20 protein-coding genes and 2 pseudogenes are annotated in these 25,262 nt (G+C 62.5%); 6 read left to right on the plus strand and 16 right to left on the minus strand.

The window, feature by feature from the left end; translation table 11 throughout:
- Positions 1–160 precede the first annotated feature (160 nt).
- Entirely contained in the window at positions 161–1,105 is a 945-nt protein-coding gene (locus EHW12_RS25640) for a LysR family transcriptional regulator (RefSeq protein WP_042923979.1), read from the plus strand.
- Here the strand turns inward: EHW12_RS25640 and EHW12_RS25645 are convergent.
- Positions 1,039–1,929, minus strand: coding sequence for a LysR family transcriptional regulator (locus EHW12_RS25645; protein WP_030537198.1), 891 nt, complete (start codon positions 1,927–1,929; stop codon positions 1,039–1,041). The two genes, EHW12_RS25640 and EHW12_RS25645, sit on opposite strands and share 67 nt — an antisense overlap.
- A gap of 182 nt (positions 1,930–2,111) precedes the next feature.
- On the opposite strand from EHW12_RS25645, the gene EHW12_RS25650 reads away from it, so the two are divergent.
- Positions 2,112–3,782 carry a chitobiase/beta-hexosaminidase C-terminal domain-containing protein gene (locus EHW12_RS25650; RefSeq protein ID WP_007729525.1) on the plus strand — a complete coding sequence of 557 codons (1,671 nt, stop codon included), beginning with the start codon at positions 2,112–2,114 and terminating at the stop codon, positions 3,780–3,782.
- 50 nt (positions 3,783–3,832) lie between these two features.
- Here the strand turns inward: EHW12_RS25650 and EHW12_RS25655 are convergent, their stop codons facing one another.
- Entirely contained in the window at positions 3,833–5,023 is a 1,191-nt protein-coding gene (locus tag EHW12_RS25655) for an acyl-CoA dehydrogenase family protein (RefSeq protein ID WP_007729528.1), read from the minus strand.
- 310 nt (positions 5,024–5,333) lie between these two features.
- Here EHW12_RS25655 and EHW12_RS25660 point away from each other — a divergent pair, with 310 nt between their 5' ends.
- Entirely contained in the window at positions 5,334–6,554 is a 1,221-nt protein-coding gene (locus EHW12_RS25660; RefSeq protein ID WP_007729531.1) for an acetyl-CoA C-acetyltransferase, read from the plus strand.
- Positions 6,555–6,559: 5 nt separating this feature from the next.
- Here EHW12_RS25660 and EHW12_RS25665 read toward each other — a convergent pair whose 3' ends face one another.
- The 5 genes from EHW12_RS25665 to EHW12_RS25685 form a co-directional block, all read right to left on the minus strand.
- Positions 6,560–7,756, minus strand: coding sequence for a CaiB/BaiF CoA-transferase family protein (locus EHW12_RS25665; RefSeq protein WP_007729534.1), 1,197 nt, complete (start codon positions 7,754–7,756; stop codon positions 6,560–6,562).
- Between the two features lie 72 nt (positions 7,757–7,828).
- Positions 7,829–8,569: a 3-oxoacyl-ACP reductase FabG gene (gene fabG / locus EHW12_RS25670; protein ID WP_003940214.1), complete on the minus strand. Its 741-nt coding sequence runs from the start codon at positions 8,567–8,569 to the stop codon at positions 7,829–7,831.
- Positions 8,570–8,611: 42 nt separating this feature from the next.
- The gene (locus EHW12_RS25675) at positions 8,612–9,778 is read right to left on the minus strand and encodes an acyl-CoA dehydrogenase family protein (RefSeq protein ID WP_007729538.1); all 1,167 of its coding nucleotides are present in this window, start codon (positions 9,776–9,778) and stop codon (positions 8,612–8,614) included.
- Between the two features lie 120 nt (positions 9,779–9,898).
- A complete protein-coding gene (locus EHW12_RS25680; RefSeq protein WP_003940405.1) occupies positions 9,899–11,419 on the minus strand; it encodes an acyl-CoA synthetase in 1,521 nt (506 codons plus the stop codon).
- Between the two features lie 45 nt (positions 11,420–11,464).
- Complete coding sequence (locus tag EHW12_RS25685) at positions 11,465–12,262, minus strand: enoyl-CoA hydratase (RefSeq protein ID WP_003939812.1); 798 nt, start codon at positions 12,260–12,262, stop codon at positions 11,465–11,467.
- A gap of 109 nt (positions 12,263–12,371) precedes the next feature.
- On the opposite strand from EHW12_RS25685, the pseudogene EHW12_RS25690 reads away from it, so the two are divergent.
- Both EHW12_RS25690 and EHW12_RS35930 read left to right on the plus strand, forming a co-directional pair.
- Positions 12,372–13,352: pseudogene (locus tag EHW12_RS25690) on the plus strand (aldehyde dehydrogenase family protein); the annotation flags it as partial.
- Positions 13,353–13,446: 94 nt separating this feature from the next.
- The gene (locus EHW12_RS35930; protein WP_277426204.1) at positions 13,447–13,803 is read left to right on the plus strand and encodes an aldehyde dehydrogenase family protein; all 357 of its coding nucleotides are present in this window, start codon (positions 13,447–13,449) and stop codon (positions 13,801–13,803) included.
- A gap of 36 nt (positions 13,804–13,839) precedes the next feature.
- Here EHW12_RS35930 and EHW12_RS25695 read toward each other — a convergent pair whose 3' ends face one another.
- The 9 genes and pseudogenes from EHW12_RS25695 to EHW12_RS25735 all read right to left on the minus strand — a co-directional run.
- A complete protein-coding gene (locus EHW12_RS25695) occupies positions 13,840–15,762 on the minus strand; it encodes an SEC-C domain-containing protein (protein WP_241199045.1) in 1,923 nt (640 codons plus the stop codon).
- A gap of 35 nt (positions 15,763–15,797) precedes the next feature.
- Entirely contained in the window at positions 15,798–17,690 is a 1,893-nt protein-coding gene (locus tag EHW12_RS25700; protein ID WP_125052050.1) for an SEC-C domain-containing protein, read from the minus strand.
- Between the two features lie 18 nt (positions 17,691–17,708).
- Positions 17,709–18,386 (minus strand): GAP family protein, encoded by a 678-nt coding sequence (locus EHW12_RS25705; protein WP_047272160.1) that lies wholly within the window; start codon positions 18,384–18,386, stop codon positions 17,709–17,711.
- Between the two features lie 50 nt (positions 18,387–18,436).
- Positions 18,437–19,999: an acetolactate synthase large subunit gene (locus EHW12_RS25710; RefSeq protein ID WP_082654831.1), complete on the minus strand. Its 1,563-nt coding sequence runs from the start codon at positions 19,997–19,999 to the stop codon at positions 18,437–18,439.
- 141 nt (positions 20,000–20,140) lie between these two features.
- The gene (locus EHW12_RS25715; protein ID WP_064074246.1) at positions 20,141–21,715 is read right to left on the minus strand and encodes a polyamine aminopropyltransferase; all 1,575 of its coding nucleotides are present in this window, start codon (positions 21,713–21,715) and stop codon (positions 20,141–20,143) included.
- Positions 21,715–22,185 (minus strand): DUF350 domain-containing protein, encoded by a 471-nt coding sequence (locus EHW12_RS25720; protein ID WP_003939942.1) that lies wholly within the window; start codon positions 22,183–22,185, stop codon positions 21,715–21,717. The genes EHW12_RS25715 and EHW12_RS25720 overlap by 1 nt, the downstream gene beginning before the upstream one ends.
- Positions 22,186–22,214: 29 nt before the next feature.
- Positions 22,215–22,592 (minus strand): DUF4247 domain-containing protein, encoded by a 378-nt coding sequence (locus tag EHW12_RS25725; protein WP_050793959.1) that lies wholly within the window; start codon positions 22,590–22,592, stop codon positions 22,215–22,217.
- Positions 22,593–22,618: 26 nt separating this feature from the next.
- On the minus strand, positions 22,619–23,119 hold the full coding sequence (locus EHW12_RS25730; protein WP_125052052.1) for a DUF2617 family protein: 501 nt from the start codon (positions 23,117–23,119) through the stop codon (positions 22,619–22,621).
- Between the two features lie 4 nt (positions 23,120–23,123).
- Positions 23,124–23,747: pseudogene (locus EHW12_RS25735) on the minus strand (DUF4178 domain-containing protein); the annotation flags it as partial.
- Between the two features lie 171 nt (positions 23,748–23,918).
- Here EHW12_RS25735 and EHW12_RS25740 point away from each other — a divergent pair.
- Entirely contained in the window at positions 23,919–25,232 is a 1,314-nt protein-coding gene (locus EHW12_RS25740) for a DUF3533 domain-containing protein (RefSeq protein ID WP_007729572.1), read from the plus strand.
- Positions 25,233–25,262: the final 30 nt, after the last annotated feature.

Below are 25,262 nucleotides of genomic sequence, written 5' to 3' on the forward strand. Positions count from 1 at the left end.
CCGAGCACGAACCGCGGTCGGTGGTACTGGAACAGTCGACCATCGCTATGGCCTGCGCCACAAAGACGAGAAGGCGCACAGAGCCATAGCTCAGACCTATGTCCGCAGGTCGCAGCAAGTCACCGCCGCCAAGGCTCCGTCATCTGGGAGAATTCGTCAGATGCAGGCACCCGGCATGGACATACGCAGCGCGCAGTATCTCGTCGCGGTCGTCGATCACGGCAGCGTCACTGCCGCCGCGGACGTCCTGCGTATCTCGCAACCGTCCCTCTCGCAGGCCGTGCGCAACCTCGAACGAGCTCTCGGAGCCACACTCTTCGAGCGCACCACTCGCGGTCTGGCTCCCACCACGGTCGGACTGGCAGTTGCCGATTCTGCCCGTACGTTGCTCGCCGACGTTGCTCGGGCCGAGGCCGCGGTGGCTGCGGTAACCGCTTTGCGCGCCGGGGAACTCGCCATAGCAGTTCAGTCCGATCTCGCCATCGACCCTGTTGCAGAGGTCGCCGGACGCCTCCATCTGACGGCACCCGGAATTCGGTTCTCCACGAACGCCTCCGCCAACGCACAGGACGTGCGCGCGCTCGTCAGAGCAGGTACGTGTGAACTCGGGTTTCTCGAGACCCACCCGGGTGCCGAAGTCTCCGACGGGCTTCGAGAAATTGCCGTGAGCACCCAGGAAACGGTCTTGTCGATCCCCATTCGCCTGGCCACAGACCTCCCCGATCCGGTTCCGCGCACCGTGGTCGCGCGCCTGCCGATGGTGGTCGAGGCATCCGCAGTTCGGCGCGGGCACTCGATCGACGACGATCTGGAACTCACCGACGTCGTCGTGGAAGTGCCAGATCGCCTTGCTGTCCGGGAAATGGTCGGGCAAGGTGTAGGCGCCGCGCTGCTGCCCAGATCGATCGCCGAACAAGACTCCCCGGCATCTGAGGTTCGCTCGCTTTTCCCACCGATCACCCGGCAGACGATCTTGGTCTACCGCGACGGCCCGCTCTCACCGGCCGGGTCTGCGTACATCGAGAACATCTCCCCACGTCACAAGCCCTCCACGAACAGCCTGCCCAACGGCGAGAGCGTCTCCGGATCGAACTCGACGCCGTAATTCAGTGAGATCGCCGGCTCCACCGGAAATATCTCCGCGCCGGACGCGACCGACCTCTCGGCCAACGAACGCTCCATGAATGCCATGCCCAAACCAGCAAAGACGAACGCGCCGACGGTCTCCCGCTGCGCCAACTCCGTCGACATCCGAGTCCGGGCCCCGGCGGCCTGCAGAGACGACTCGATGGCAAGGCGAGCCCGCGAGTGTTTGAGCACACCCACCACGGGGAGATCGGGCAATGCCGTCAATGACACCGGCTCTCCCGCAGCGGGTTTCACACCATTCGGCCAGACGTCAGGATGAACCCCCGACGGCACTGCCAGCCAGTACTCGTTCACCCCCAACACTTTCGTGGACAGCGCCGACATGTCGGGTGGCCAGTAACTGAAGACCACCTCGCACGCGCCGTCTGCCAACACCTGCTCAGACGTTGCACCCTGCGGCAACTCACCGACCCGAACGGTCACAGCAGGCCACCGCTCACGAAAGTCTGCCACGATGCGTGCGATCGGACCTTCGAGACCATGTGCCGCGGAGCAGATGTCGAGCCGGCCACGAGGCTCGTCGGCCGTACCGATCGCGACGTCGAACGCGGCCGCGCTGCTGCGAGTCATCTGCCTCGCCGGCCCTACCAACGCCCGACCTGCTGCCGTCAGCACCAAACCGCGACCGACGCGGTGAAACAGTTCGACTCCGAGTTCACGCTCGAGGCCACGAATACCCTGCGACAGCGACGGCTTGGTGACCGACAGATTCTGCGCAGCCGTCGACAAGGACTCACCACCGGCAACGGCAAGGAAGTACTCGATCTGACGTAGGTCCACTCCATCGACTTTGCCATAAACGCAGCCGGGTATACCGGTACCAAGCACTGCAGGGTGTTCACACACGCTTCATTAATCGGACATTCAGGACACACCTTCTTCTACCCGGCGCCACCTACCGTAATTGGTCCAGACCAATTACGGATAGGTCTGAACCACCGCGTCGAAGACAAGGAATCCTCGTGAGACGTACGACCATCGCGATAGCAGCCGTGACAGCGGCTCTCGCCGTTCCCGGCATCGCCCCCGCCGAATCCCACGCCGAACCCGGCTGGGGGAGTTCGTCCTTCGAATGGGGCAGCTCTTCGGGCGAGAACAACACGCCGCCCGCAGCGCCCGGCGTCAGCGTCCCCGGCGGACGGTACGAGCACCCCGTCGACCTGACCTTCACCGCCGAGCGCGGCGCCACCGTCCGCTACACCGTGGACGGAACGACACCCACCACCGACAGCCAAGCTGCCACGCCGGGACGTCCGCTGCACATCGCGCAGGACACCAACGTCACTGTCGCAGCTTTCCGAGGCGATCACGCGAGCGCGGCCGTCTCGTTCGGCTACCTGATCAAGACGTCGGAAAAGCCGCTGGCTCAGGTCGTCGTGATGTCCGACGTCCACGTCGGCGATCACGCGAACAACGACAAGAAGTACGAAAGCTTCTTCGACACAATCGGTTCCATCTTCCCGAAACCCGACGCTATCCTCTCCAACGGGGACATGATCAACGACAACGGAGACGGCAAGGGGCCCGACCACAAGATCGTCGCAGAAATCTTCCAGGCAAACCTCGCCCGGAAGGGCATGAACGACACACAACTCCTGATCTCCAACGGCAATCACGATGCAAGTCTCGCGGCGATCAGAGCCGGGTACCCGGCGGAGTGGTTCCCGGATTCCGGTGGCGGATACTACGAATCCGACGTCAATGGTGTCCATCTCTTCACGGTCAACACCGAAACCTACAACAATGATTCAGCGCAACGCAATTGGCTGAAGTCCCGCCTGACCGAAATCACCGCGGAGTCCGGGAACCTGACCAAGCCGATCCTGGTCCAGGGACACCGGCCGGCAAGCAACACAGCCATGGACGGGCAGCAGGCGTCGAACCCTCGATTGACCGAAGACCTGAGTGCCTTCCCTCAGGCAATCTTCTTCTCCGGGCACTCACATCTGAACAACAACGACGACCGGTCGATCCATCAGCGTGACTTCACGTCGGTCAACGACGGCTCGATGTCGTACATCGAAATCGATCACGGCTACCAGATGGTGACCGAGTCCGGTCTCGCGAACCGTTTCGAATCACCCACTGCCCAAGCGCTCTTCGTCGAGGTCTACCAGGACCGCACGGAAATCAACCGAATCAACATGGCGGCAGACAAGCACGACATCTACGCCGGTGGCGCGTGGTCAGCCAACTGGCAGCCGCCGTACTCGAGCGCGGGCACGCTGAGCGGTTCGGGGTGGACGGTCGAACTCGACGGGTCGACCAACCAGCAGATCAAGGACAACTTCCGCTACACCTCGGGCGCACGGAACACGCACGCGCCGGAGTTCACCTCGAGCACTCCGCTCTCGGTGACGACCGGCGAAAACGGTGCGACCGCACTGAGGATCGCGCAGGCCAAGGACGATCAGATGGTGCACCACTACGCCGTCGAGGTCACGGACACAGCCACCGGAGCGAAGGTGGTCTCGTCGAAGGTGCTCTCGGACTTCTACTTCATGCCGCGGCCGAACAGCCTCGACATTCCGATTCCCGACGCCGCAGCGGGCACCGCATACGAAGCCCGCGTCGAAGCCGTTGACGCATACGGCAACCGGTCACCGGTGACAACCCTGGCCTTCACCCGCTGACCCGACACGACAAAGCGGCACCGCGCATATTCGCGGTGCCGCTTCTCGGCTCAGTTGTACGTGCGAAGCAGGCCCTTGCTGATGATCTGCTTCTGGATGTCGCTGGTGCCTTCACCGATCAGAAGGAACGGCGCCTCACGCATCAACCGCTCGATCTCGTATTCCTTGGAATAGCCGTATCCGCCGTGGATACGGAAGCTGTCCTGGGTGACCTCCGAGCAGAATTCACTCGCCAGATACTTCGCCATACCCGCTGCGACATCGTTGCGCTCACCCGAGTCCTTGAGCCTGGCAGCGTTGACCATCATCAGATGCGCCGCTTCGACTTTGGTGCCCATCTCGGCGATCCGGAACGCGATGGCCTGATGCTCGGCGATCGGCTTGCCGAAAGTCTCGCGTTGCTTGGCGTAGGTGACAGCCAGTTCGAAAGCGCGCTGGGCAATTCCGCAGGCACGCGCGGCGACGTTGACCCGGCCGACCTCGACGCCGTCCATCATGTGCCGGAATCCCGAGCCAGGGGTGCCACCGAGAACCTCCTCGGCTCCGATCTCGAAACCGTCGAAGATCATCTCCGTGGTGTCGATTCCCTTATACCCCATCTTCTCGAGCTTGCCCGGAATGGTCAGGCCCGGGAGTACCTCGCCGAAACCTGCGGGCTTCTCGATCAATATCGTCGTCAGATTGTTGTGCGGCTTCTCCGCGCCCTCGTCCGTCTTGACCAGGACTGCCACCAAGGTCGAGGAACCTCCGTTGGTCAGCCACATCTTCTGGCCGGTGATCACGTAATCGCCGGAGTCCGTCCGCTTCGCCTTGGTCGATATGGCAGCAACATCGGAACCGAGGGCAGGCTCCGACATGGAAAATGCACCGGTGAGTTCCCCGGACGCCAGACGCGGCAGGTACTTCGCCTTCTGTTCCGGCGTCCCGTGCGCCGAAATCATGTGAGCCACGATGAAATGCGTGTTGATGACACCGGACACGCTCATCCATCCACGGGCCAATTCTTCGACGCACAGCGCGTAGGTGAGCAATGATTCGCCGATACCCCCGTACTCGGGGTCGATGGTCAGTCCGAACAGACCCATGTCCTTCATCTGCTTGACGATGTCGGTCGGGTACGTATCCGAGTGTTCGAGTTCCTGCGCCGCGGGGATGACCACACGATCGACGAACTCGCGTACCGCCCCGACGATATCGGTCTGGGTTTCGGTCAATCCCGCCGTCTGCGCCAAACGAGTCACTGTTCCACCTGTCAGTCGGTACTTCGTGCCCTCCCGGTCGACGAAATTGATTCGACTCCAGGAACTTTCATCCCGCCGCGACGTGTGTGCGGCAGAGACGCTGTATCCATTCAATCCCCGAAGGGTATATGTGTCAAAGTCGATTTCGCATACGAACCGTATGGCGGAAACTATGTCCGAACAGGTCGTTCCTGCTGTTGACAACCGCGCCACGCGTGCTGGATATTCGAGTGGCCAGGTCGCGACGGGCCCTTGGATCGGCCCGTTCACGCGACGCATTCCCCACCTCTCCTCAAGACAGGCGCATTCCATGCACGACGCAGTCATCTGTGAACCCGTTCGCACCCCGGTGGGCGGATTCGGCGGAGTCTTCAAGGACGTTCCCGTCACCACTCTCGCCGGCACTGTTGTGCGTGGCCTCGTCGAACGAACCGGCATTGCGTCCACCGATGTCGACGACGTCATCTTCGGTCAGGGTTACGCCAACGGAGAGGCCGCGGCCATCGGGCGAATCGCGGCACTCGACGCCGGTCTCGACGTGTCCGTTCCCGGAATACAACTCGATCGCCGTTGCGGTTCGGGATTGCAGGCGATCATCTACGCCGCGATGCAGGTACAGACCGGGATGAGTGATCTGGTCATCGCCGGCGGCGCCGAGAGCATGAGCGGAACCGAGTTCTACTCCACCGACATGCGTTGGGGCACAAAGCGCCCTTCCGTCGAGTTCCACGACCGATTGGCCAAACCGCGCACGAACTCCGGCGGAGTCAACTTTCCGGTGGAAGGCGGCATGATCGAGACCGCCGAGAACTTGCGCCGGGAGTACTCGATCACCCGCGACGAGCAGGACCGATACGCGGTGCGATCGCACGAACGGGCCGTTCACGCCCAAGACAGTGGGTACTTCGACGACGAGACGATTCCCGTTTCGGTGCCCGGACGCCGTGGTGAGCAGACAGTCGTCACCCAAGACGAGCATCCGCGCCGAGGGATACAACTGTCCGATCTTGCTGCACTGCGCCCCATTCGAGGTCGCGTCGACCCTGAAGCAACAGTCACCGCCGGAAACGCCTGCGGCCAGAACGACGCCGGAGCCGCGGCCATCGTCACCACTGCGGCCAACGCCGAACGGCTGGGCCTGCGGCCGTTCGCGAAACTGGTCAGCTGGGGTGTGGCCGGTGTGGAGCCGAACCGGATGGGCATCGGACCGGTGCCTGCCGTGGCGAAGGCTCTCTCCCGTGTCGATCTGTCGCTGGACGACATCGACCTCATCGAAGTCAACGAGGCCTTCGCCGCCCAGGTTCTCGCGTGCGCCAAGGCTTGGGGATTGAGCGCGCAGGACATCGAGGAGCGCTTCAACGTCAACGGTTCCGGGATCTCGCTCGGACATCCTGTCGGCGCTACCGGTGGGCGGATCCTCGCCAATCTGCTGCGCGAACTCGACCGGCGCCAGGCACGGTACGGGATCGAGACCATGTGTATCGGTGGCGGACAAGGGATTGCCGCGGTGTTCGAGAACCTGCGACGCTAGAAGCGTTAACCGATCGATCCGTCGCGGCGAAGTTCCGCGATCCGGTCGCCCGTAAGTCCCAACTCGGCCAGCAGAGAATCCGTCTGCTGGCCGAGTGCCGGAACGTCACCCATGCGCATTTCGACATCCGAATACGTCATCGGAGGCAGCACGGCATCGATCGGACCGTTCTCGGTGCCCACGGACCGCCATCTGGCACGCTTCTCCAGCTGCGGATGTTCCAGCAGACCGGCCATGTCGTTGAGTGCCGCGGCCGGAACACCAGCGGCGGCCAGACGCTGATCCAGATCTGTCGTCGAGTACAGACGCGTCAGAGAGCCCACCAATTCGTCTACCTCGCCACGGTTTTCGACGCGCACGATGTTGGTGCGGTAACGCGGATGATCGACCAGATCCTCTCGCTCGAACACGTCCACCATCAGCGCTCGCCATCCACGATCGTTCTGGACGCCGATCAGGATTTCGCCGTCGGCCGTGGGATACGAATCGTAGGGAACGATCGCCGCATGGCCGAGACCGACACGTGGAATCTGCTTGTCCGCATACATTTTCATGTACATCGGATGGCCCAGCCACTCGACGGTGGAATCGAACATCGAGACCTCGACGAGCGCTCCCTTGCCCGTTCGCTCTCTACGGAACAGGGCGCTCAGAATCGAAGTCAGCGCGTACATTCCTGCCGCGATGTCGGAGACCGGGATGCCGGTCTTGGTGGCCGTCTCCGGTGTGCCTGTCACGGAGATCATTCCGGTCTCGGCTTGGACCAACATGTCGTAGGCCTTACGCTCGCGCCGCGGGCCGGCACTGCCGTAGCCGGACATGTCGATCACGATGAGCCGTGGGTATTTATCGCGCAGTTCCTCCGCGCCGAACCCCAGTCTCGCGGCTGCGTCGGGAGCCAGGTTCTGCAGGAACACATCGGCTCGCGCGACCAGATCGAGAAGGATCTGCCGGCCGGCTTCCGACTTCACATCGACGGCGATCGATTCCTTGGAACGGTTGAGCCACACGAAGTGTGATGCCTGACCGTGAACCGCCTGGTCGTAGTGACGCGCGAAGTCACCCTCGCCGACGCGTTCTATCTTGATCACCCGCGCACCCATGTCCGCGAGATGTCTGGTGGCGAGCGGTGCCGCCACCGCCTGTTCGAGTGCAACTACGGTGATTCCGTCGAGCGGAAGATCCGAGTTCGGCTGTCCCATGTCAGTAGTCACCCCAGAAGTTTTACACCCAGAATTCTCACACTCTGAATTCTTGCACTCGAACAGGACGGATCAGATGTGGCGGCCGCCGGTGATCTCGAGAACCGTGCCGGTCATGTAGCTCGAGAGGTCGCTCGCGAGGAACAGCACAACCGAGGCAACTTCCGAAGGCTCGGCTGCGCGCCCCATCGGAATCTCGGCAAGCTTCTCGTTCCAGATCCGTTCGGGCATCGCCTCGGTCATCGCCGTGCGGACCAGTCCGGGCTGAACGGCGTTGACGCGAACGTTCTTGAACGCGACCTCTTTTGCCGCGGCCTTCGTCAGACCGACGATCCCGGCCTTCGCGGCCGAGTAGTTGGTCTGCCCGAGCATGCCCACCTTGCCGGAGATGGACGAGATGTTCACGATCGCGCCCGTCTCACGCTCGCGCATGCGGGCGGCGGCAGCGCGTGTTCCGTTCCAGGCGCCCTTGAGGTGAACGGCGATCACGTCGTCGAAGTCCTGCTCGGTCATCTTCCGCATCGTGGCGTCGCGCGTCATGCCGGCGTTGTTGACCATGACATCGACTGGACCGAAAGCGCTTTCGGCCAGATCGAGCATGGCCTCGACCTGTCCGGAGTCACGCACGTCGCAGGAAGCGAAACGGGCGACCGACTCTCCACCGAGTTCGGCGACCGCAGCCGTTCCCACGGTTTCGTTGATGTCGCCGAGAACGACGGTCGCGCCTTCCTTGATGAAGGTGCGCGCAATTTCGAGCCCGATGCCCTGGGCTCCGCCGGTCACTACCGCAACCTTGCCGTCCAACAATCCCATGTCCACTCCGTTCGTGAGGTTAAAGCTCGTCTGGAAAATGTGTCAGCGCTGGTTTTGCTTTTTCGCTTGCGCCACGAGCCCACCACCGAGAATCAGACGCTGGATCTCGCTGGTTCCCTCGTACAGGCGCAACAGGCGAACTTCACGGTAGATGCGTTCGACCGGAACACCGCGCATGTACCCGTTGCCCCCGTGGATCTGCACGGCGAGATCTGCGACCTTGCCCACCATCTCGGTGCAGAAAAGCTTTGCCGCCGAAGGCCCGAGACGGCGATCCTCACCGCTGACGTACCGCGCGGCCACCTCGCGCACCATCGCGCGCCCTGCCATCACACCGGCTTGCTGGTCTGCCAGCATCGCTTGAACCAGCTGGAAGTCGCCGATCGCGGTGCCGCCCTGTTCCGTGACCACGGAGAACGCGACAGATTCGTCGAGCGCTCGCTGTGCTGCTCCCACCGAGAGCGCCGCGATATGGACTCGTCCGCGCGCGAGAGACGTCATCGCTGCGCGGTATCCGGTGTCCTGGTCGCCACCGACGAGGGCCGACTCGGGAACTCGGACGTTGTCGAAGGTGACCTCGGAGGTCCAAGCACCTTCCTGACCCATCTTCTTGTCCTTGGGACCGACCGTGACACCTGGCGTGTCAGCCGGAACCAGGAACACTGCAATTCCCGGACCATCGGAATCCGCCGGGCGAGTGCGCGCGAACACCACGAACAGCTGCGCCAGTGGAGCATTGGTGATGAACCGCTTGTTGCCGTCGATCACCCAGTCGGATCCGTCCAGCACTGCCTTGGTCCGAAGGCCGGCCGGGTTGGAGCCCGCGCCCGGTTCGGTGAGAGCAAAGGAAGCCACGACATCACCGGAGGCGATGCGCTCGAGCCACTGAGCCTTCTGCTCGTCGGTACCGAAGCCGACCAGCACCTGTCCGGCAATTCCGTTGTTGGTACCGAACATCGAACGCAGCGCCAGAGACGTGTAGCCGAATTCCATTGCCAGTTCGACGTCTTGGGTGAGATCGAGTCCGAGCCCACCCCATTCCTGAGGGATCGCGTAACCGAAGAGCCCGATAGCTGCGGCCTTCTTGCGTATGTCCTCAGGAATGGCGTCGGTGTCGGCTATCTCCTGCTCACGCGGAACTACTTCCTTACGGATGAACTCCCGCGCAGTCGCCAAGATATCTGCGAAGTCATCTGCGTCGACCTGCATTCCCACCACTCACCTTGCTGTTTCCGAAGTCCATGCCGTCCCCCGAAGTCAATACCGTGAGGCAATCGGAGTCAAAGACCTGAAAACGAACCGAAGGTAAGGCAGAACCTATAGCAAGCTTCAGACGGTGCGCAGTTCCCGCTTCAGTAGCTTGCCGCTCTGGTTGCGCGGAAGCTCGGCCACGAAACGGACATGCTTGGGCACCTTGAACGGAGCGATTCGCTCCTTGACGTGGGCAATCAACGCCTCGGGCGTCAACTCGTCGTTGCCGTCCTTGAGCACGACGATCGCGGTGACGGCCTCGATCCACTTCTCGTCGGGCGTACCGATCACGGCAACTTCTGCCACGGCGGGGTGCGTGTAGACCGCATCTTCGACCTCGCGTGACGCCACCAGGATGCCGCCGGTGTTGATGACGTCCTTGATCCGGTCGACGACCGTGATGAACCCTTCTTCGTCCCGCACGACCAGATCGCCCGAATGGAACCAGCCGTCACGGAAGGCCTCGGCGGTGGCTTCCGGATTCTCCCAGTAGCCGTTGCACAGCTGCGGTGAGCGGTAGAGAACCTCGCCGGACTCACCGTCGGCAACATCGTTTCCGTCGGCGTCGACGACGCGGGTTTCGACGAAGAACACCGCGCGACCACAGGAAGACGGGCGATCAGCATGCTCGCTGGGCTGGAGAACTGTTGCCAGTGGGCCGATTTCGGACTGGCCGAAGCAGTTGTAGAAACCGATGTCCGGGTAGCGCTCGCGCAGACGATTGAGCACGGTGACCGGCATGATCGAGGCGCCGTACTGCGCCTTCTTCAGCGACGACAGATCGCGGGTCTCGAGGTCCGGATGGTTGGCCAGCGGTACCCACACGGTCGGCGCCAGGAACAGCGATCCGATCTTTTCGGCTTCGACACGGCGCAGGATTTCCGGGATGTCCGGCGCCTGCATCAGACTGACCGTCGCGCCGACGGACAGGTACGGCAGCATGAAGACGTGCATGCCCGCGGAGTGGTACATCGGCATGCAGATCAGCGGGTTGTCGTTCTTGTCGAGGCCGAGCGCGATCACCGAGGACACGTACTCGTGAACCAGTGCACCGTGAGACATCATGGCGCCCTTGGGCTTCGAGGTGGTGCCCGAGGTGTACAGGAGTTGCGCCAGATCGGTCGACGTCGCACGCGGTTCGAAGACCGGCACCTCGCCTGCCTCACCGATCGTGACGACGGACAGTTCCGCGTCCCGCAGTGCGATCACGTGATCGAGATCGAGGTCGGAGCGTACCGAGTCGAGTGTCGGCGCCAATGCCGGATCCACCAACACCGCGCGGGCGCCTGACTGCGCCACGAGGTACCGGAGTTCCTCCCCCTTCAGTGCGTAATTGACGGGAACATGCACCAAACCTGCTCGTGCACAGGCAAGAAATCCGATTGCATAGGCGTCGGAGTTGGTTCCGTATGCCGCGACGCGGTCGCCGTGTTCGAGCCCCAGACCGAGCAAGTAGGCGGCGACCCGCGTCACCGCGTCGTCGAGTTCGCGGTAGGTGCGAGTGCGATCTTCGAATACGACGGCTACACGGTCGGGGTACTTGGCTGCCGAGCGCCGAAGCACTCCGTCGACAGTGTTGGTGCGTGGATCCAGGCTCATGCGCCTCAGGTTATAGGACGTCCAACTAAACCGGAAGAGCGATCGTTACTTATTGCGCCATTCGGGCTTTCGCTTGTCCACAAAGGCCTGCATACCTTCCTGAGCGTCGCAGGTCACGGCGTTGGTTGCCATAGTTTCCGCCATCGCCTCGTACGCCTGCGCTTGCGGCAGATCGATCTGGCGATAGAACGCCTGCTTACCGATCTTCACCGTCAAGGGGCTGGCCGTCGTGATCTTGGCGGCCAGTTCGCGCACCTCTCGGTCCAGGTCTTCGGGCGCGACGACGAAGTTCACCAGACCCCAGTCCGCAGCGGTGTCGGCGTCGATCGTCTGCCCGGTGAGCAACATCTGCATCGAGCGCTTGCGCCCTACTGCCCTGCTCAGCGCCACCATGGGCGTCGAGCAGAACAGTCCGATCTTGACGCCCGGCGTGCCGAAGACAGCATTCGACGCAGCAACAACCAGATCACACGACGCGGCCAGTTGGCAGCCCGCCGCGATAGCCGGGCCCTGTACTGCGGCAATCACCGGCTGCGGAATCCGCTGTACGGTCTCCATCATCTCGGTACAGCCGTCGAAGATCGCCCGCTCGTCCTCGAGGGTTCTCCCGATCATCTCCGTCAGATCGTGTCCGGCGGAGAACACCGGGCCTTCGGCGCGCACGATCACGACCCGCACGCGCTCGTCTACAGACAATTCGACAAGGGCAGCCGTCACCTCACGCATGGTCTCCGCCGAGAGCGGATTGCGCCGCGCCGGCCGATCGAGCGTCAGGAAACCGAGTCCCACCGATTCCTCGACGGAAATCTTCACTGCAGTGTCTTCTACCTGTGTCTGCGACATGTGTTCTCTCTACCAATCGAATCCGTCCCGGTCAACGAGACGAAAAGGGCATCCACTCGCACCGCGTCGATACGGTCCGGTCAATACTTCGCCACTACGAGGAGTGCCCATGAGCACCGATGCCGCCGTCACCACTGATCTCGAAGAGATTCTGCGCGCTCAGCAGGAAGCAACTCGAGCCGCTGGTCTTCCGTCCGCGCAGACACGACGCGAGCGCATTCAACGCGTCGTCGATCTCCTGGTGGCAAACCACAAGGATCTGACCGAGGCGATCAACGAAGACTTCGGCGGCCGAATCCCGGCCTACTCGGTGATGAATGACGTTCTCGGGTCGATGGTTTCACTCAAGCACGTTCGTGATTCGCTCGAAGAGTGGATGATTCGCTCACCGAGAGCTACCGGAGCGATGCAGGACCAGTTGGGTGCCACGGCGTACGTGTCGTACCAGCCGAAGGGTTCGATCGGCATCATCGGAACCTGGAATGCTCCCCTGTTCACTCTCCTGAGCCCGCTCGCCTGCGCCCTCGGAGCAGGAAATCGCGCCGTTCTCAAACCGTCGGAGATCGTGCCCAATACTGCGGCCGTCCTGGCCGAGGCGGCGCGTCGAACTCTCGACCCCGTGGAGGTCGCGGTGGTGACCGGCGGCCCGGAAGTCGCTGATCGGCTGACGTCCCTGCCTTTCGACCACCTCGTCTTCACCGGCAGCACGACCGTCGGAAAGCTGGTCATGGCCAATGCTGCGAAGAACCTGGTGCCGGTCACCCTCGAACTCGGCGGCAAGTCACCGAGCGTCTTGAGCCGCAGTGCCGATATCAGCTCTGCTGCTTCGCGTTTGGCTATCGCGAAGTCCACCAACGCCGGTCAACTCTGTGTCTCTCCCGATCTGATCTACGTTCCGCGCGAGAACACGGAAGCATTCATCGACGCGTTCACCGACCAGTTCACGGGACTGTTTCCCACGATTGCCGACAACAAAGACATGGTCTCGATAGTCAGCGATCGTCACCTCGCACGCATCGAGGGGTACATCGCGGACGCCGAAGAACGTGGGGCACGAATCATCACCGTTCCCGACGAAGAACTCTCCGCAGACACTCGTCGTCGCCCACTGCGAATCGTGGTCGACCCTCCGACCGACGCGCAGATCATGAAGGAGGGAGATCTTCGGGCCGGCCGTCGTCGTCTTGCCGTACGACCAACTCGACAACGTCGTCGCCGACATCAATTCACGACCGAAACCGTTGGCGCTGTACTACTTCGGAACCGATCTGGACGAGAAGGAATCCGTACTCGAACGGACCGTCTCGGGCGGCGTCACCATCAACGACGCGATGTCTCACCCCGGGCTGAGCGACGCACCCTTCGGCGGCGTCGGAGCTTCGGGCATCGGGCACTACCACGGCCGTGAGGGTTTCCTCGAGTTCAGTCACGCGCGAACGGTATTCGAAGCAGCGCAGCATGACCCACGCGGTGAATGGGGAATGCTCCCGCCGTACGGTGAGGGTTTCGAGCAGATGATGTTGGCTCAGGTAACGCCCTAGGGCCTCCGGCCCCGTGCGCCTTTTTGGTAGTTCGCGCTACCGGAAAGGCGCACCGGCAAGGCCGCGACTGAGGAACTCCACCAGCTGACCCGGCTCGGTGTCCTCAGACTCGATCAGTTGGATCAACTCCTTCTTGTCTTCTACCGCAAGCGGTTCGATGCCACCGAACGTGCGCATCGTGGACCCGGCCGGAAGAACACGAGCACACACGAGTGTGCCTGGCTCGAGGTTCAGCGAGCCCCACTCGTCCGTGACCTTCACCAGATGCCCGTTGCGGACGTCGCTGAGGGTCACCAACTGTCCCGGCTCCGTCGAGGCGACCTTGTACACCGAGCGCGGAATCGACAACCACTGATCGGCCAGTTCGCGTTCGTCGGCAGGCAGCAGTTCTCCGCGGCGCTCGACAAAAGCTGCGAAAATACCCGCATCGAACAAGGCAGCGTCGACGGCCAAACCACCTTCGACGGCCAGCGTCAGTGCTTCTTCGCTGTTGAACTGCTCTGCACGGATGAGCGCAAGATCGAACACGGCGTCGAAGTACTCCGGCGTGCGCGAGAACAACTGAGCCTTGACGTAGAGCCAGCTGGCCCGGTCGTCGAACGTCACCTCGGACTTACCGAGATGGCAAACCTTGAACTTTCGACCGGAACCGCACCAGCACTTGTCATTTCGTCCGAGTTCGGGGTGCTCGGCCGGGGCGTAGCGCTGAAGAACCTCGTGCAGAACCTCGGACTCGCCACCCTCGATTCGGCCCAGCAAAGCCAGCGCGCGCGTCACATCGCTTCGATCGGCGGCCAGTAGCGCCAGATCGAAGATCGCGGGAGTCCAGTCGGGATCGAGATCGTGCGCTGATTCGTACGACGCCTCAGCGGCCAGGATCTTGCCGAGACGATCCGAAGCCTTGCCCGCCAGCCAGTGCGCTGCCGGCTTGACACGACGCGACCCTTTCTCGGCGAGAGCAGTTGCAACAGAATGCAATACGGAATCATGATCGTCGAGTTCGGACAACAGCTCCAACGCTGCCGCAGCCGCGGGCGGCTCGGCGAGGCCGGCGAAGGCCTGCGGATCCTCCTTGATCTGCTTGCGCGCCCAGTCCGAGACATCCTCGACGCCTTCGGCTTTCGCGGCCATGACCACATCGACGAAGGCGATCACCGACGCGGCTTCTTCGGGGTGCAGATTCTCGCGGACCTCGAGCATGCGGGCCCGGTTCGCCAGGTGGTATGCCTCGAAATCGAATCCGTCGACCGCAACGTAGTCACCGTCGCGGACGTAACCTGACGCCTCGAGCATCTCGCCCAGCGGGGCGGTCGGCTGACGGAACAGCGACGGCTCGTCGAGCATCAACTGCCAGACAATGGCATCGAGGGTGTCAGCACCGATGTCGGCAAGGACCGTCGCCAGGTGCTCGCCGAATCCGGGTGCGGGATCCAGTACCTCGGGGATGGTGCAGAGCGTCAGCTCACGGTCAGCGACGAACAGTCCGATCAAATCGCCCGCAGAACATTCGGCGAGAGTATCGGTGTCGAGGAGAAAACCCTCGTCGTGTGGGAACTCCGGATCTTCGATCCCACGATCAGCCAACAGGTCGTCGTCTATCCCGCGGTGCACGACGCTGATGCCATGAATCTCGTCGTCGTCACGATCGAGGAACACCCGCAGCATCATCAGATCGGGGTTCGCGTCGAGAACGCCGGACTTTATTTCGGCTTCGGTGAGCCGATGGGTCAGCACTCGATGCTCGAACAACGTGTCGAGTGCGGCGTACCGCTCCTCACTCAAGTAGCCGAGCAGTGGGTCCTCGACGTACTCTACGAATTCGGTCATGTCCTCGGCTGTACCGTGGCCGGCATCGGCCAACAGGGTGCCCCAGTCCGCCGCTGTCTGCGGGCCGTGCTCACGCAACAACTCCATCGCGGCTTCGGCGATCAAGTCATTGGCATCCATCGGTTCGTTCACCTATCCAACTTTAACGGGGTCGACTCGATACATCGTCACCGGTCATCGGTCGAGTGATCGGCGCCTCCACGCAACTCGCGCACCAGTTCTTCGGCCTCGAGATCTTCGGAAGCGAGAACTTCGAGTACCCTCGCAGCCTGCGATTCCGTTGCCATGACCACAACACCCACCGCAAACGCGCCAGTGGGGGCCGTCAGGACCCGAGCACTGATCACATCACCTGGCTTGCCTTCGACCGAGTGAGCAACCGTGACGGTCTCCTTGGACCCACGATCGAGCAGCACGACGCCGGTGTCGGACGTTTCGATCACCTCGTACACCGACCTCCGGATTCCGAGCCACTGTGCGGCTGTCACAACTTCCGCCTCCGGAAGTAGTTCGCTGCGTCTGGCCAAGAATTCGGCAAAGATTCCACCCTCGAACAGAGCGACGTCCAGTGCCGATCCGTCGAAGATCGTGGCCGCGATCAGTTCGTCCTCGGAGAGATTTTCGTTTTCGAGATCGTCGAGCCCGGTCACGATGTCGACGAATTCGGAGGCAAACGCAAACAGGCATGCCTTCTTGTACAGCCATCGACCGTCCGCCTTGACAGATTCATCGGCCTTTCCGAGGTGGCAGACCTTGTACTTGCGGCCGGAACCGCACCAACACTTGTCGTTTCGACCGAGTTCCGGGTGATCGGATGGCACGAAGTCCTGCAGTACGGCGTAGAGATTCTCTTCGGTTCCGCCGTCGATCCGCCCGAGCAGTGACAGCGCCCGGGTCGCGTCGCCCCGGTCCGACGCGAACTGAGCCAGCTCGAACAAGGCCGGACCCCAACCGGATTCGGCAAGGAGCGCTTTCTCGTAGTGCGCCTCCGCTTCGAGGACGCGCCCCAGCCGATCGACGGCCTTACCGGCGAGCCAATGAGCCGCCGCCCTGACCGACCGTGGCCCTCGCTCGGCCAGTTCGGAGGCAAGCGCTTCGAGGATTGCGTCGGTCACCGGGTCCTGATTCCGAAATCCGAGATCGAACACGGCCACTGCAGCACCCGGATCTGCCAGTGAGACAAAAGAGTCCGGAGCAGCGCTCACATGACGGTGGGCCCAGTCCGCGATATCGAAGTCGGCGATGACCGCGTCGGTGTATCCGCGGTCCGCCAGATCGACAAACGCAACGGCAGAGACTGCCTCGTCGTGGGTCAGGTCGTAGGTACTGGCCACCAAGGCTGTCCGAATCTGCAGGTCGTAGGCGTCGAAGTCGAATCCCCGCCGAGCCAGTAGCTCACGCTCGTGCTCGTAACCTGCCACCTCGAAGATCTCACCCAGCGGCGCAACAGGAACCGTGAAGAGTGACGGATCCTCGATCAGGAGTTGCCAGCACACAGAATCCAGGGCCTCGACTCCGTCCTCCTCGAAGAGTTCGCCGAGCGCCGGAGCAAGATCGGGTTCGTCCTCGATCTCGACCAGACGAAACGCAAGTGTTCCGTCTTCGACAGCCAAGCCGACGAGATCACCGTCGGCGCACTCGCCGAGGGTTCCGGCCGGAAGTACCACAACTCGTCGACTCCGGAAGGGAGCAGCTCCGCGTTCGGAGGCTGCTTCTTCCGCCAGGGCCACCCGGATCGCCCCGTCGTCGTCGCCGAATGCCAAGATCGGTTCCAGGTCGGGGCTCGCGTCAAGGATGTCCGACGCAATTTCGACTTCGCTGAGCCGGTGAGTGAACACGAGCCCTTCGAGGACCGTGTCGAGAGCGACGTACTTTCCGTTGGGCAGGTACCCGAGCATCGGTTCGGACAGGTACTCGAGTACATCGGCCAACTCGGTCGCAGTTCCGTACTCCTCGAGATGGGTCGCCCACTCTTCGAGACTCAGCGGGCCTTGCTCGCGCAGAACAGCCAAAGCAGCGGAGGCAATGGAACCGGCAGCGTCGTCGTCGAAATCAGTCACCCGCCAATGGTAGGCGACCTATTGCAGCCCACTGAGCCCCTCGCCCAGCACGGTCGCACCGAGGATCGTCAGGATGACCGTCATCATCACCGCGTTGTTGGCGGTCATCCATGCCTTCGCGGACGCGAGGATCTCGTCGGCACGCTTGCCGGAGAACACCTTCACCAGGATCGGCAACGCGATGCCGACGCTCGCGATGACCGTGAAGATCACCGCGGCAACAATCTGTTGGGCAACGACATTCGTGGCGACCGCGATAGTGGCCGCACCGGATACCGCCAGCGCTGCATTCTTGGGATTGACCGCCGCGGACAAGAACGCCAACCCGAACGCCTTCCGCGGAGTCAACCCGTCGACGCTCTTCATCCACTTCGGAACTGTCGGCTCACTCCCGTTTCGCGGACGCGCGCGCCACTGCTTGTATGCCAAGCCGAACAGGACAAGACCCAACACGATTCGTACGACGCTCGACCACACGGAAGTCTGCGACGACTCCGACTCCGCAAACGAATAGTCCGCGATCACGATGGTCACCGCGACGACTGCCGAGATTCCGAGGACCCACCCGAGTAGAAAAGATGCCGCCCCTCGATGTGCTCCAGCGGTGATCATGACGAGCACGATCACCGCCATGGGCATCGAGACGAAAAGCAGGCCGAGGGCAATCGGAAGAGACAAACCGATCGCAGCTAGCACCGAAAACCTCCAGTTGAATGCATGATCGACGATCGATTCGAGCGTCGAAATCACGACGTCGGAGGCAGCATGACCTCGATGAGATGCGGGCCGGGTTCCGCCAGCGCTGCGGCAAACTGTTCGGCCAACTCCTCCGCTGTGTTCGCCCGCGACGCGGGCACTCCCAACCCCTCGGAGATCTTGACGTAGTCCATGTTCGGAGATGACAGATCCAACATCGACTGTGCGACGACGCCGCCACCTTCTGCGCCGACTCGTTGCAGTTCGCCACGCAGGATGGCGTATGCGCGATTGTTGAGCAGAATCGTCGTGACGTTCAACTGCTCTCGCGCCTGCGTCCACAACGCCGTGATGGTGTACATCGCGCTTCCGTCGGCTTCGAGATTGATCACCGGTCGCTCCGGCGCTGCCACAGCGGCGCCCGTCGCCACCGGGATGCCCTGGCCGATGGCACCTCCGGTGAGCGTGAGCACGTCGTGGCGCGGCGCTCCGGCAAGGGCAATCGGGATCGCCCAACCGGAAGTCGCCGCCTCGTCGGAGATGATGGCGTCGTCTGGCAGCAGGGCGCCGATCACGTCGGCCCAATTTCGAACGTCCAGAGGCCCGCTCGGCAGCGCCGGCCGATTCGCTTCCTGCACAACAGGTTCGACTCCCGGTGCCACGAGTTCGGCCACTGCCTCCAGTGCACCGGCAACATCGTCGCCGACGCTTGCCAGCGTTGTCACCGCAGCACCCTCCGGTGCCAGATCGCTCGGTTTTCCGGGATACGCAAAGAACGAGACCGGCGAAACCGCTCCGGCCAGAACCAGCTGAGTTGTTCCGCGAAGTTGTTCGGTGGCGTGCTCGGCGAAGTATCCCAAGCGCTCGAATGACGGTAGCCCCGCACCTCGTTGAAGCCTGGCTGGAAAAGTCTCGATCAGAATCTGGGCACCGGTCGCGACCGCAATTCGGGAAGCGGCGCGCAGCCCAGCTTCGGAACAGGCTGCGCCGCCCAGCAGTAGCGTGGCGCGACCCTCGGCATTGAGCGCGCCCACCACCGAGTCGATCTGTGTTGCAGAAACTTCCGCCCGCGGCGGTATGTCCCGAGGACCCGCAAGAACTCCACCTTCGCCCCACGAGACGTCGGCAGGGAGGACAAGTGTGGCAATGTGCCCGGGCGGATTCATCGAGGCGGCAACGGCGTCGGCCGCGTCGCTACCGACGGTCGCGGTGGATTCGGAACGTCGACTCCACCCCTCCAACCATTCGGTCAGCGCATCGATGTTCGATTCGAGAGGAGCGTCGAAACCGTGGTGGTAGGTCGCGTGGTCCCCGACGATGTTCACGATCGGTGTGTGGGCGCGGCGCGCGTTGTGAAGGTTCGCCAGTCCGTTCGCCATACCGGGGCCCAGATGGAGCAGCGTCGCGGCAGGCTTTCCGGCGATCCGTGCGTAGCCGTCCGCGGCACCGGTCACGGCGCCCTCGAACAAGCCGAGTACCGCACGCATCTGCGGAACGGAATCGAGTGCGGCGACAAAATGCATCTCGGACGTTCCTGGATTGCCGAAGCACACCTCGACGCCCGAGTCGACCAGGCTTTGGATGAGCGACTGTGCACCGTTCATTTCGATCACCTCTTCTTCATGAAAAGCTGCGAATGCTTCCTGCGCTTCATCGTGAGCAACCGAACTCCCGGTGCGTGCTCCTCGATCCGAACAGTCATCCGTACCTCCGTCGTGGCCGAGAGTCTCGATTCAAGCTACTCGGTCGGGAGTTCAGCGTTCGTAGCCCTTGCGCATATCGTCGACGATGCGTGGCCGGTCGAGCGTCGAGGGTTCCAACTCCCGCCTCGGGCGATCGCGAGGAAACACCGAGGCCGACGCCAGCGTCGGCTCGTCGAGGAACCGTAGTTCCGGCACATCAGCGGGCAGACGAAGCTCGGGCGGCGTGGAACCTCTTTGCGCGAGCACATATCCCCAGTCACCGAAGCTCGGCACGAAAACGTGATAGGGCGAGACGCTCAGTCCGACAGCCGATACCGTCGACACCGTTCTCCAGTACGCATCCGGTGTCGAGTACGGGCTGCCGGACTGGACGACCATCAGCCCGCCCGGATTCATCGCGGCAGCGGCAAGTCCGTAGAACTCCATCGAATACAAGCGGCCAAGTGCGGGGGTGTCAGGATCCGGGAGGTCGACGATCACCGCATCGAAACCCGGTTCCGGACGCTCTCGCAGCCACCGAAACGCGTCGTCGAGTACGACGTCAACCCGTGGATCCTCGAGCGCTCCCTCGTTCAGATCACGAAGACGCGTGTTGGCCAACTCGATGACTGCCGGATCGAGTTCCACTTGAACGATCTGCTCGACGCTGTTCATTCGCAGCACTTCCCGTGCAGCGAGGCCGTCACCGCCGCCCAGAATCAGCACGCGCCGGGGGTCGTTCACCAGGGCCGGATACACCAGCGACTCCGTGTACCGATGCTCGTCGACACTGGAGAACTGCAGGTCTCCGTCGAGGAACAGGCGCACGTCGTTCCCCCGCTCGGTGACGACGATTTCCTGGTACACCGATCGCTCGGCGGCCACCACGGGATCGGTGTAGAGCCGCTGCCTCGACGTGGTCTCGATGTCCGACGCTGCGATCAGCAACCATCCGATCAAACTTGCTGCCAACAGCATTGCGACGACGGCGATCGATCGTGCGCGCAGGCTGAGCTGCCACCGAAGGAGTATCAGCGCGACCACTGCCGCAGCCACGAGATTGATCATGCCGGTGAGTGCGGCACCGCGAATCATTCCCGCCCACGGCAACAGTACGAACGGCCACAGCAGACCACCGATCAATGCGCCGAGGTAGTCGGCGGCATTGAGGTTGGCCAGTACCTTTCCGGTGCTCTGTGCGTCGTTGTCGCTGCGACCGGACTGCAAGAGCGTCATCAGCAGAGGCACTTCGGCACCGACGAGGATGCCGATCAGCGCGGTCGCCGCCACCAGAACTGCTGCGCTGGAACCGAAGAACGTGAAGGTCACGTACAGCGTGACGGCACTGAATCCGCCGATCAGCCCGAGCAGTATCTCGACCGTCACGAACGAAACGGCAGCGTGTCCCAGCAGAGGTTTGGCGGCCAGCGCTCCGATACCCAGAGCCGCAACAAATCCCGCGACGATCAACGACGTCTGGGTGATGCCGCCGCCGGTCAGACTCACGCTGAGTGTCAACAGGGCCAGCTCGTAGATCAGGCCACACGCAGCGCACGCCGCAACAGCCGCAAGGAGAAGGACGCGTGCGCGCGGGCCGAGCATCGTCGAACGCTCGTCAACTGTCACATCGGGATCAGCGGCAACCATCAGGTGAGCGCTGCGGCGTTCACCAAACCGATGGACAGCAAGCTCACACCCACAGCCCACGCGGCGCCACACATCTTCGGATCCTGCACCAGCGCAACCAACTTGCCGGGAAGGAATGCGTTCATCAATCGCAGCGCGATCGCTTGCAACACGATCGCGAACAGTCCGTACACCGCGGAGTCGGCGAGTCCCTGAGCAAAGCCGTCCGAACTGGTCAGGATTGCCGTCACCACGATGATCGCCAGCGCAAGATGATTGGAGGCCAACAGAATCGCAGCGTTCGGGTTCTTGTCGACGTAAACCTGGTGGCGGAGATTTCCGGGTGTCATGAGGTCGAGGACCAGGAATCCCGTCGCCAGAACCGCTGCACCGACGACGAAGTAGGCGAGGGTGCCGAGAACGCCCCCGACGAGCAATGCCGGATCCACCGTCCCGATCTCGACGGAAGTGGATGCAAAGATGTTCGTCACGCCGTTCTCCTTCTCATTGAGCATTACCGTCATTTGGCACTACCCGAGCCGCCGCTGCCACTGCTTCCACCCGCCGGGGATCCCGGGTTGAAGCCCGGTCCCAGGTACGCGTATCCGCCGCTGCGATACGTGCCGTCGATGTCCTCCACCTTGATGGTGCTGCCACCGCCCGAAGCCGAACTGACAGTGACGATGTCGTCGTCGTAGCGCAGGTATTCGTTGCCGCCGTCAGCACTTCGCGCCGCTGGTTCGTCCGCGTCGACAATCCGTGAGACGGTCGTGCCCACTGGATCTTTCGACGAGTACAACACGACGTCGCCATCCTGGGACGTCTTGGAATAGTTGTCCGCGATGAAGTCTTTGGCTCCACCACCGCACGCCGACAAGACAATTGCGGCCGCCAGCATCACCGGAGCCAACCACGTCCGCCCCCTCACGGGCGCCACCTGCTGCGTGTCTTCACGATCACTCCTGTCCCCTCCCCCGGGTACAAATGCCAACTCTGCCAACTCCACCCCTGGCGGTCTCGCACGCCATACAACGCGGTCAACGCTGTGTCGTCACCGGGAAAGGATCCGCAGATCCAACCGTCGTGGCCGGCGGACTCTTTCAACGACGCAGCTTCCGAGTCGAATTCGACCCGGTCCATCACCAGTGAGGAAGACTCGAACCGGTAGTTTTGCGTGGACTCCACTGCGGGCAGTGGTTCACCGCCGACTGCAAGAGCATCGCACGAAACCTGTTCGGTCAGTTTCTTTCCCGACGCCCAGGCCGTCACCACGTGCGAAGCCCCCAGCACTCCGAGGGTCAGCGTCGCGTCGGAAGTTCCGATCACCAACTCGGCGAGGGTCGGTGGCGCAGGAGCTCCCAGTACCAACCCCAGTGCCGAGGCATCCACGTCGGTCGGCTCCACGTCGAGTAGATACAGGCTCATTCCGGGGGCCCGAGTGGATGACAGTGAGTTCGCTGCGAGTGACCGCCCGTCCCGTGGAAACCTCCCACGACTGTCCGCGCGCCCACTTCTCGAATGCAATCAGGCCGGTCTTGTCTGCGGTCGCATAGTCCGCGTATTCCATCGAGCCGGAAGGGGCCGTACCCGTCGTACCCTCGGCCGTGAACTTCGCCGTTCCACTTTCGATCTTGCGGTGAACCTTGTCGTCGAGAATGACGTCGCCGTTCGGGACCAGGTTGGTTCCTTCTCGACGCATCCAGAGAGTCATCTCCAATTCGCCCTCGTCGTCCTCGACCGTCAGCCAACGACGACCGGTCGAACCGTCGAGAAGGTGCTCACGCCAGATGTACCCCTCTTCGTCGAGCGTGATGGTCCCTCGAACAACATGGTCGATACCCGCGTACGTGATGATGTCGCCGACCCCGATCTTGTGGGGGTCGTACACCTCGGGATAGTCGGCGAGCGGGTCGACGCGAGCATTCGGCTTGCCCTGGCGTCCACGCAGGATCACAAACACGACGGCAGCGATCACTACGAGTATCAGGACAACTATCAGCACGTTGGTCAACGGTTTCTCCGAAATCGTCTCGGCAGGGTTGCCGCGGGCCATACCCTACCGATCCGTTCTCAGCCTTTTCGGATGAGACTGCCGGCAATCCGGCCTGTCGCCGACCGGACAGGTCTCCAGCGCCGCGGGCAGATCGAAAGACTGCCCCGGCGCACCTTTGCGTTTACGCTCAGCCCGAGGAACTCCGCGCGAACGAAAGCCGGTCGACTGACGATGAGCAAGAACACGGAGCCGTCTGCCCGCACCGTCATGCACACACCACGATTCTGGTTGACACCATTGATAGTGGTCACCCTCTTGATGTCTGCGCTGGCAGCGTTGTACATGGGCGGGATACTCGACCCCAAGAAACACCTGGACCAGTTCCCGATCGCCCTGGTCAACCAGGACGAGGGCGACACCCTCCCCGGTGGCGACCCCGCCGACCGCAAGAACTTCGGAAACGACATCGTCGCCGGCCTCGAAAGCGGAATCGACCACCAGAAGATCGACCTGCAGCAGATCGGTATCGCCGAAGCCCAATCGCGGTTGAACTCCGGCACGCTGTACGGCGCGATCGTGATTCCCAGTGATTTCACGAAGAGGACGATCATCCTGGCGGAGGCCAGCGTCGTCGCCGGTGACGTAGAGCAACCGATCATCACGATCTACACCAATCCTCGCGCCGGTTCCGTCTCGGCATCGCTGGTCCAGTCGATCGGAACCACAGCCCTCGCCTCGGTCAACAAGAACATGGGCGAGCAACTCACCGCCCTTGTCACCGCGCAGTTGGAAGCGGGAGGCACCGGAACCCAGATCTCCGGAGCGAGCCGCCTGCTGCTCGAAAACCCGGTGAACGTACTCACGGTTGCCCACGATCCGCTTCCCGACGGAACCGGATTCGGTTTGGTGGCATTCTATTTCGCGCTGCTGTTGGTCCTTGCGGGATTCACCGGAGCAACCGTGGTCAATTCCTTGGTGGACGGCATGCTCGGATACGCGCCTACCGAATTCGGTCCACTCTTCGTTCAGAACGACGTTGTGGGTATCAACAGGTTTCGAACGCTGCTCGTCAAATGGGCATTCATGATCGTGTTGTCCGGCATAGTCTCCGCGTTGTTCCAGTGGATCAGTCGCGCCCTCGGAATGCCGGTCACTCACGGGCTTGCATTGTGGGAGTACGGCGCGCTGGTCATCACAGCGGTGGGCATCACGGCGATGTCGGTGATGGCCGCGTTCGGCTCGTTGGGCATGTTGATCAACCTGTTCGTGTTCGTCATTCTCGCGCTGCCCTCGTCCGGTGGCACCATCCCCCTCGAAGCCAGCCCCAGGTTGTATGCCTGGCTGGCGCAATTCGAGCCGATGCACCAGATCTACATGGGCACGCGATCGATCCTGTTCTTCGGCGCACGCGGTGAGGCAGGCCTGCTGCATGCCGTCTGGATGACGTTGGTGGGGCTACTGATCGGCGTCGTACTCGGCATCGTGACCACCCGTTTCTACGACCGCAAGGGCTACGAGCGCACCCATCGTCCCAAGGTGGCGTGACATGGTACCCAGCCGGGATTTGATCGAAAC

The organism is Rhodococcus sp. NJ-530, assembly GCF_003860625.1.
Lineage (GTDB): Bacteria > Actinomycetota > Actinomycetes > Mycobacteriales > Mycobacteriaceae > Rhodococcus_F > Rhodococcus_F qingshengii.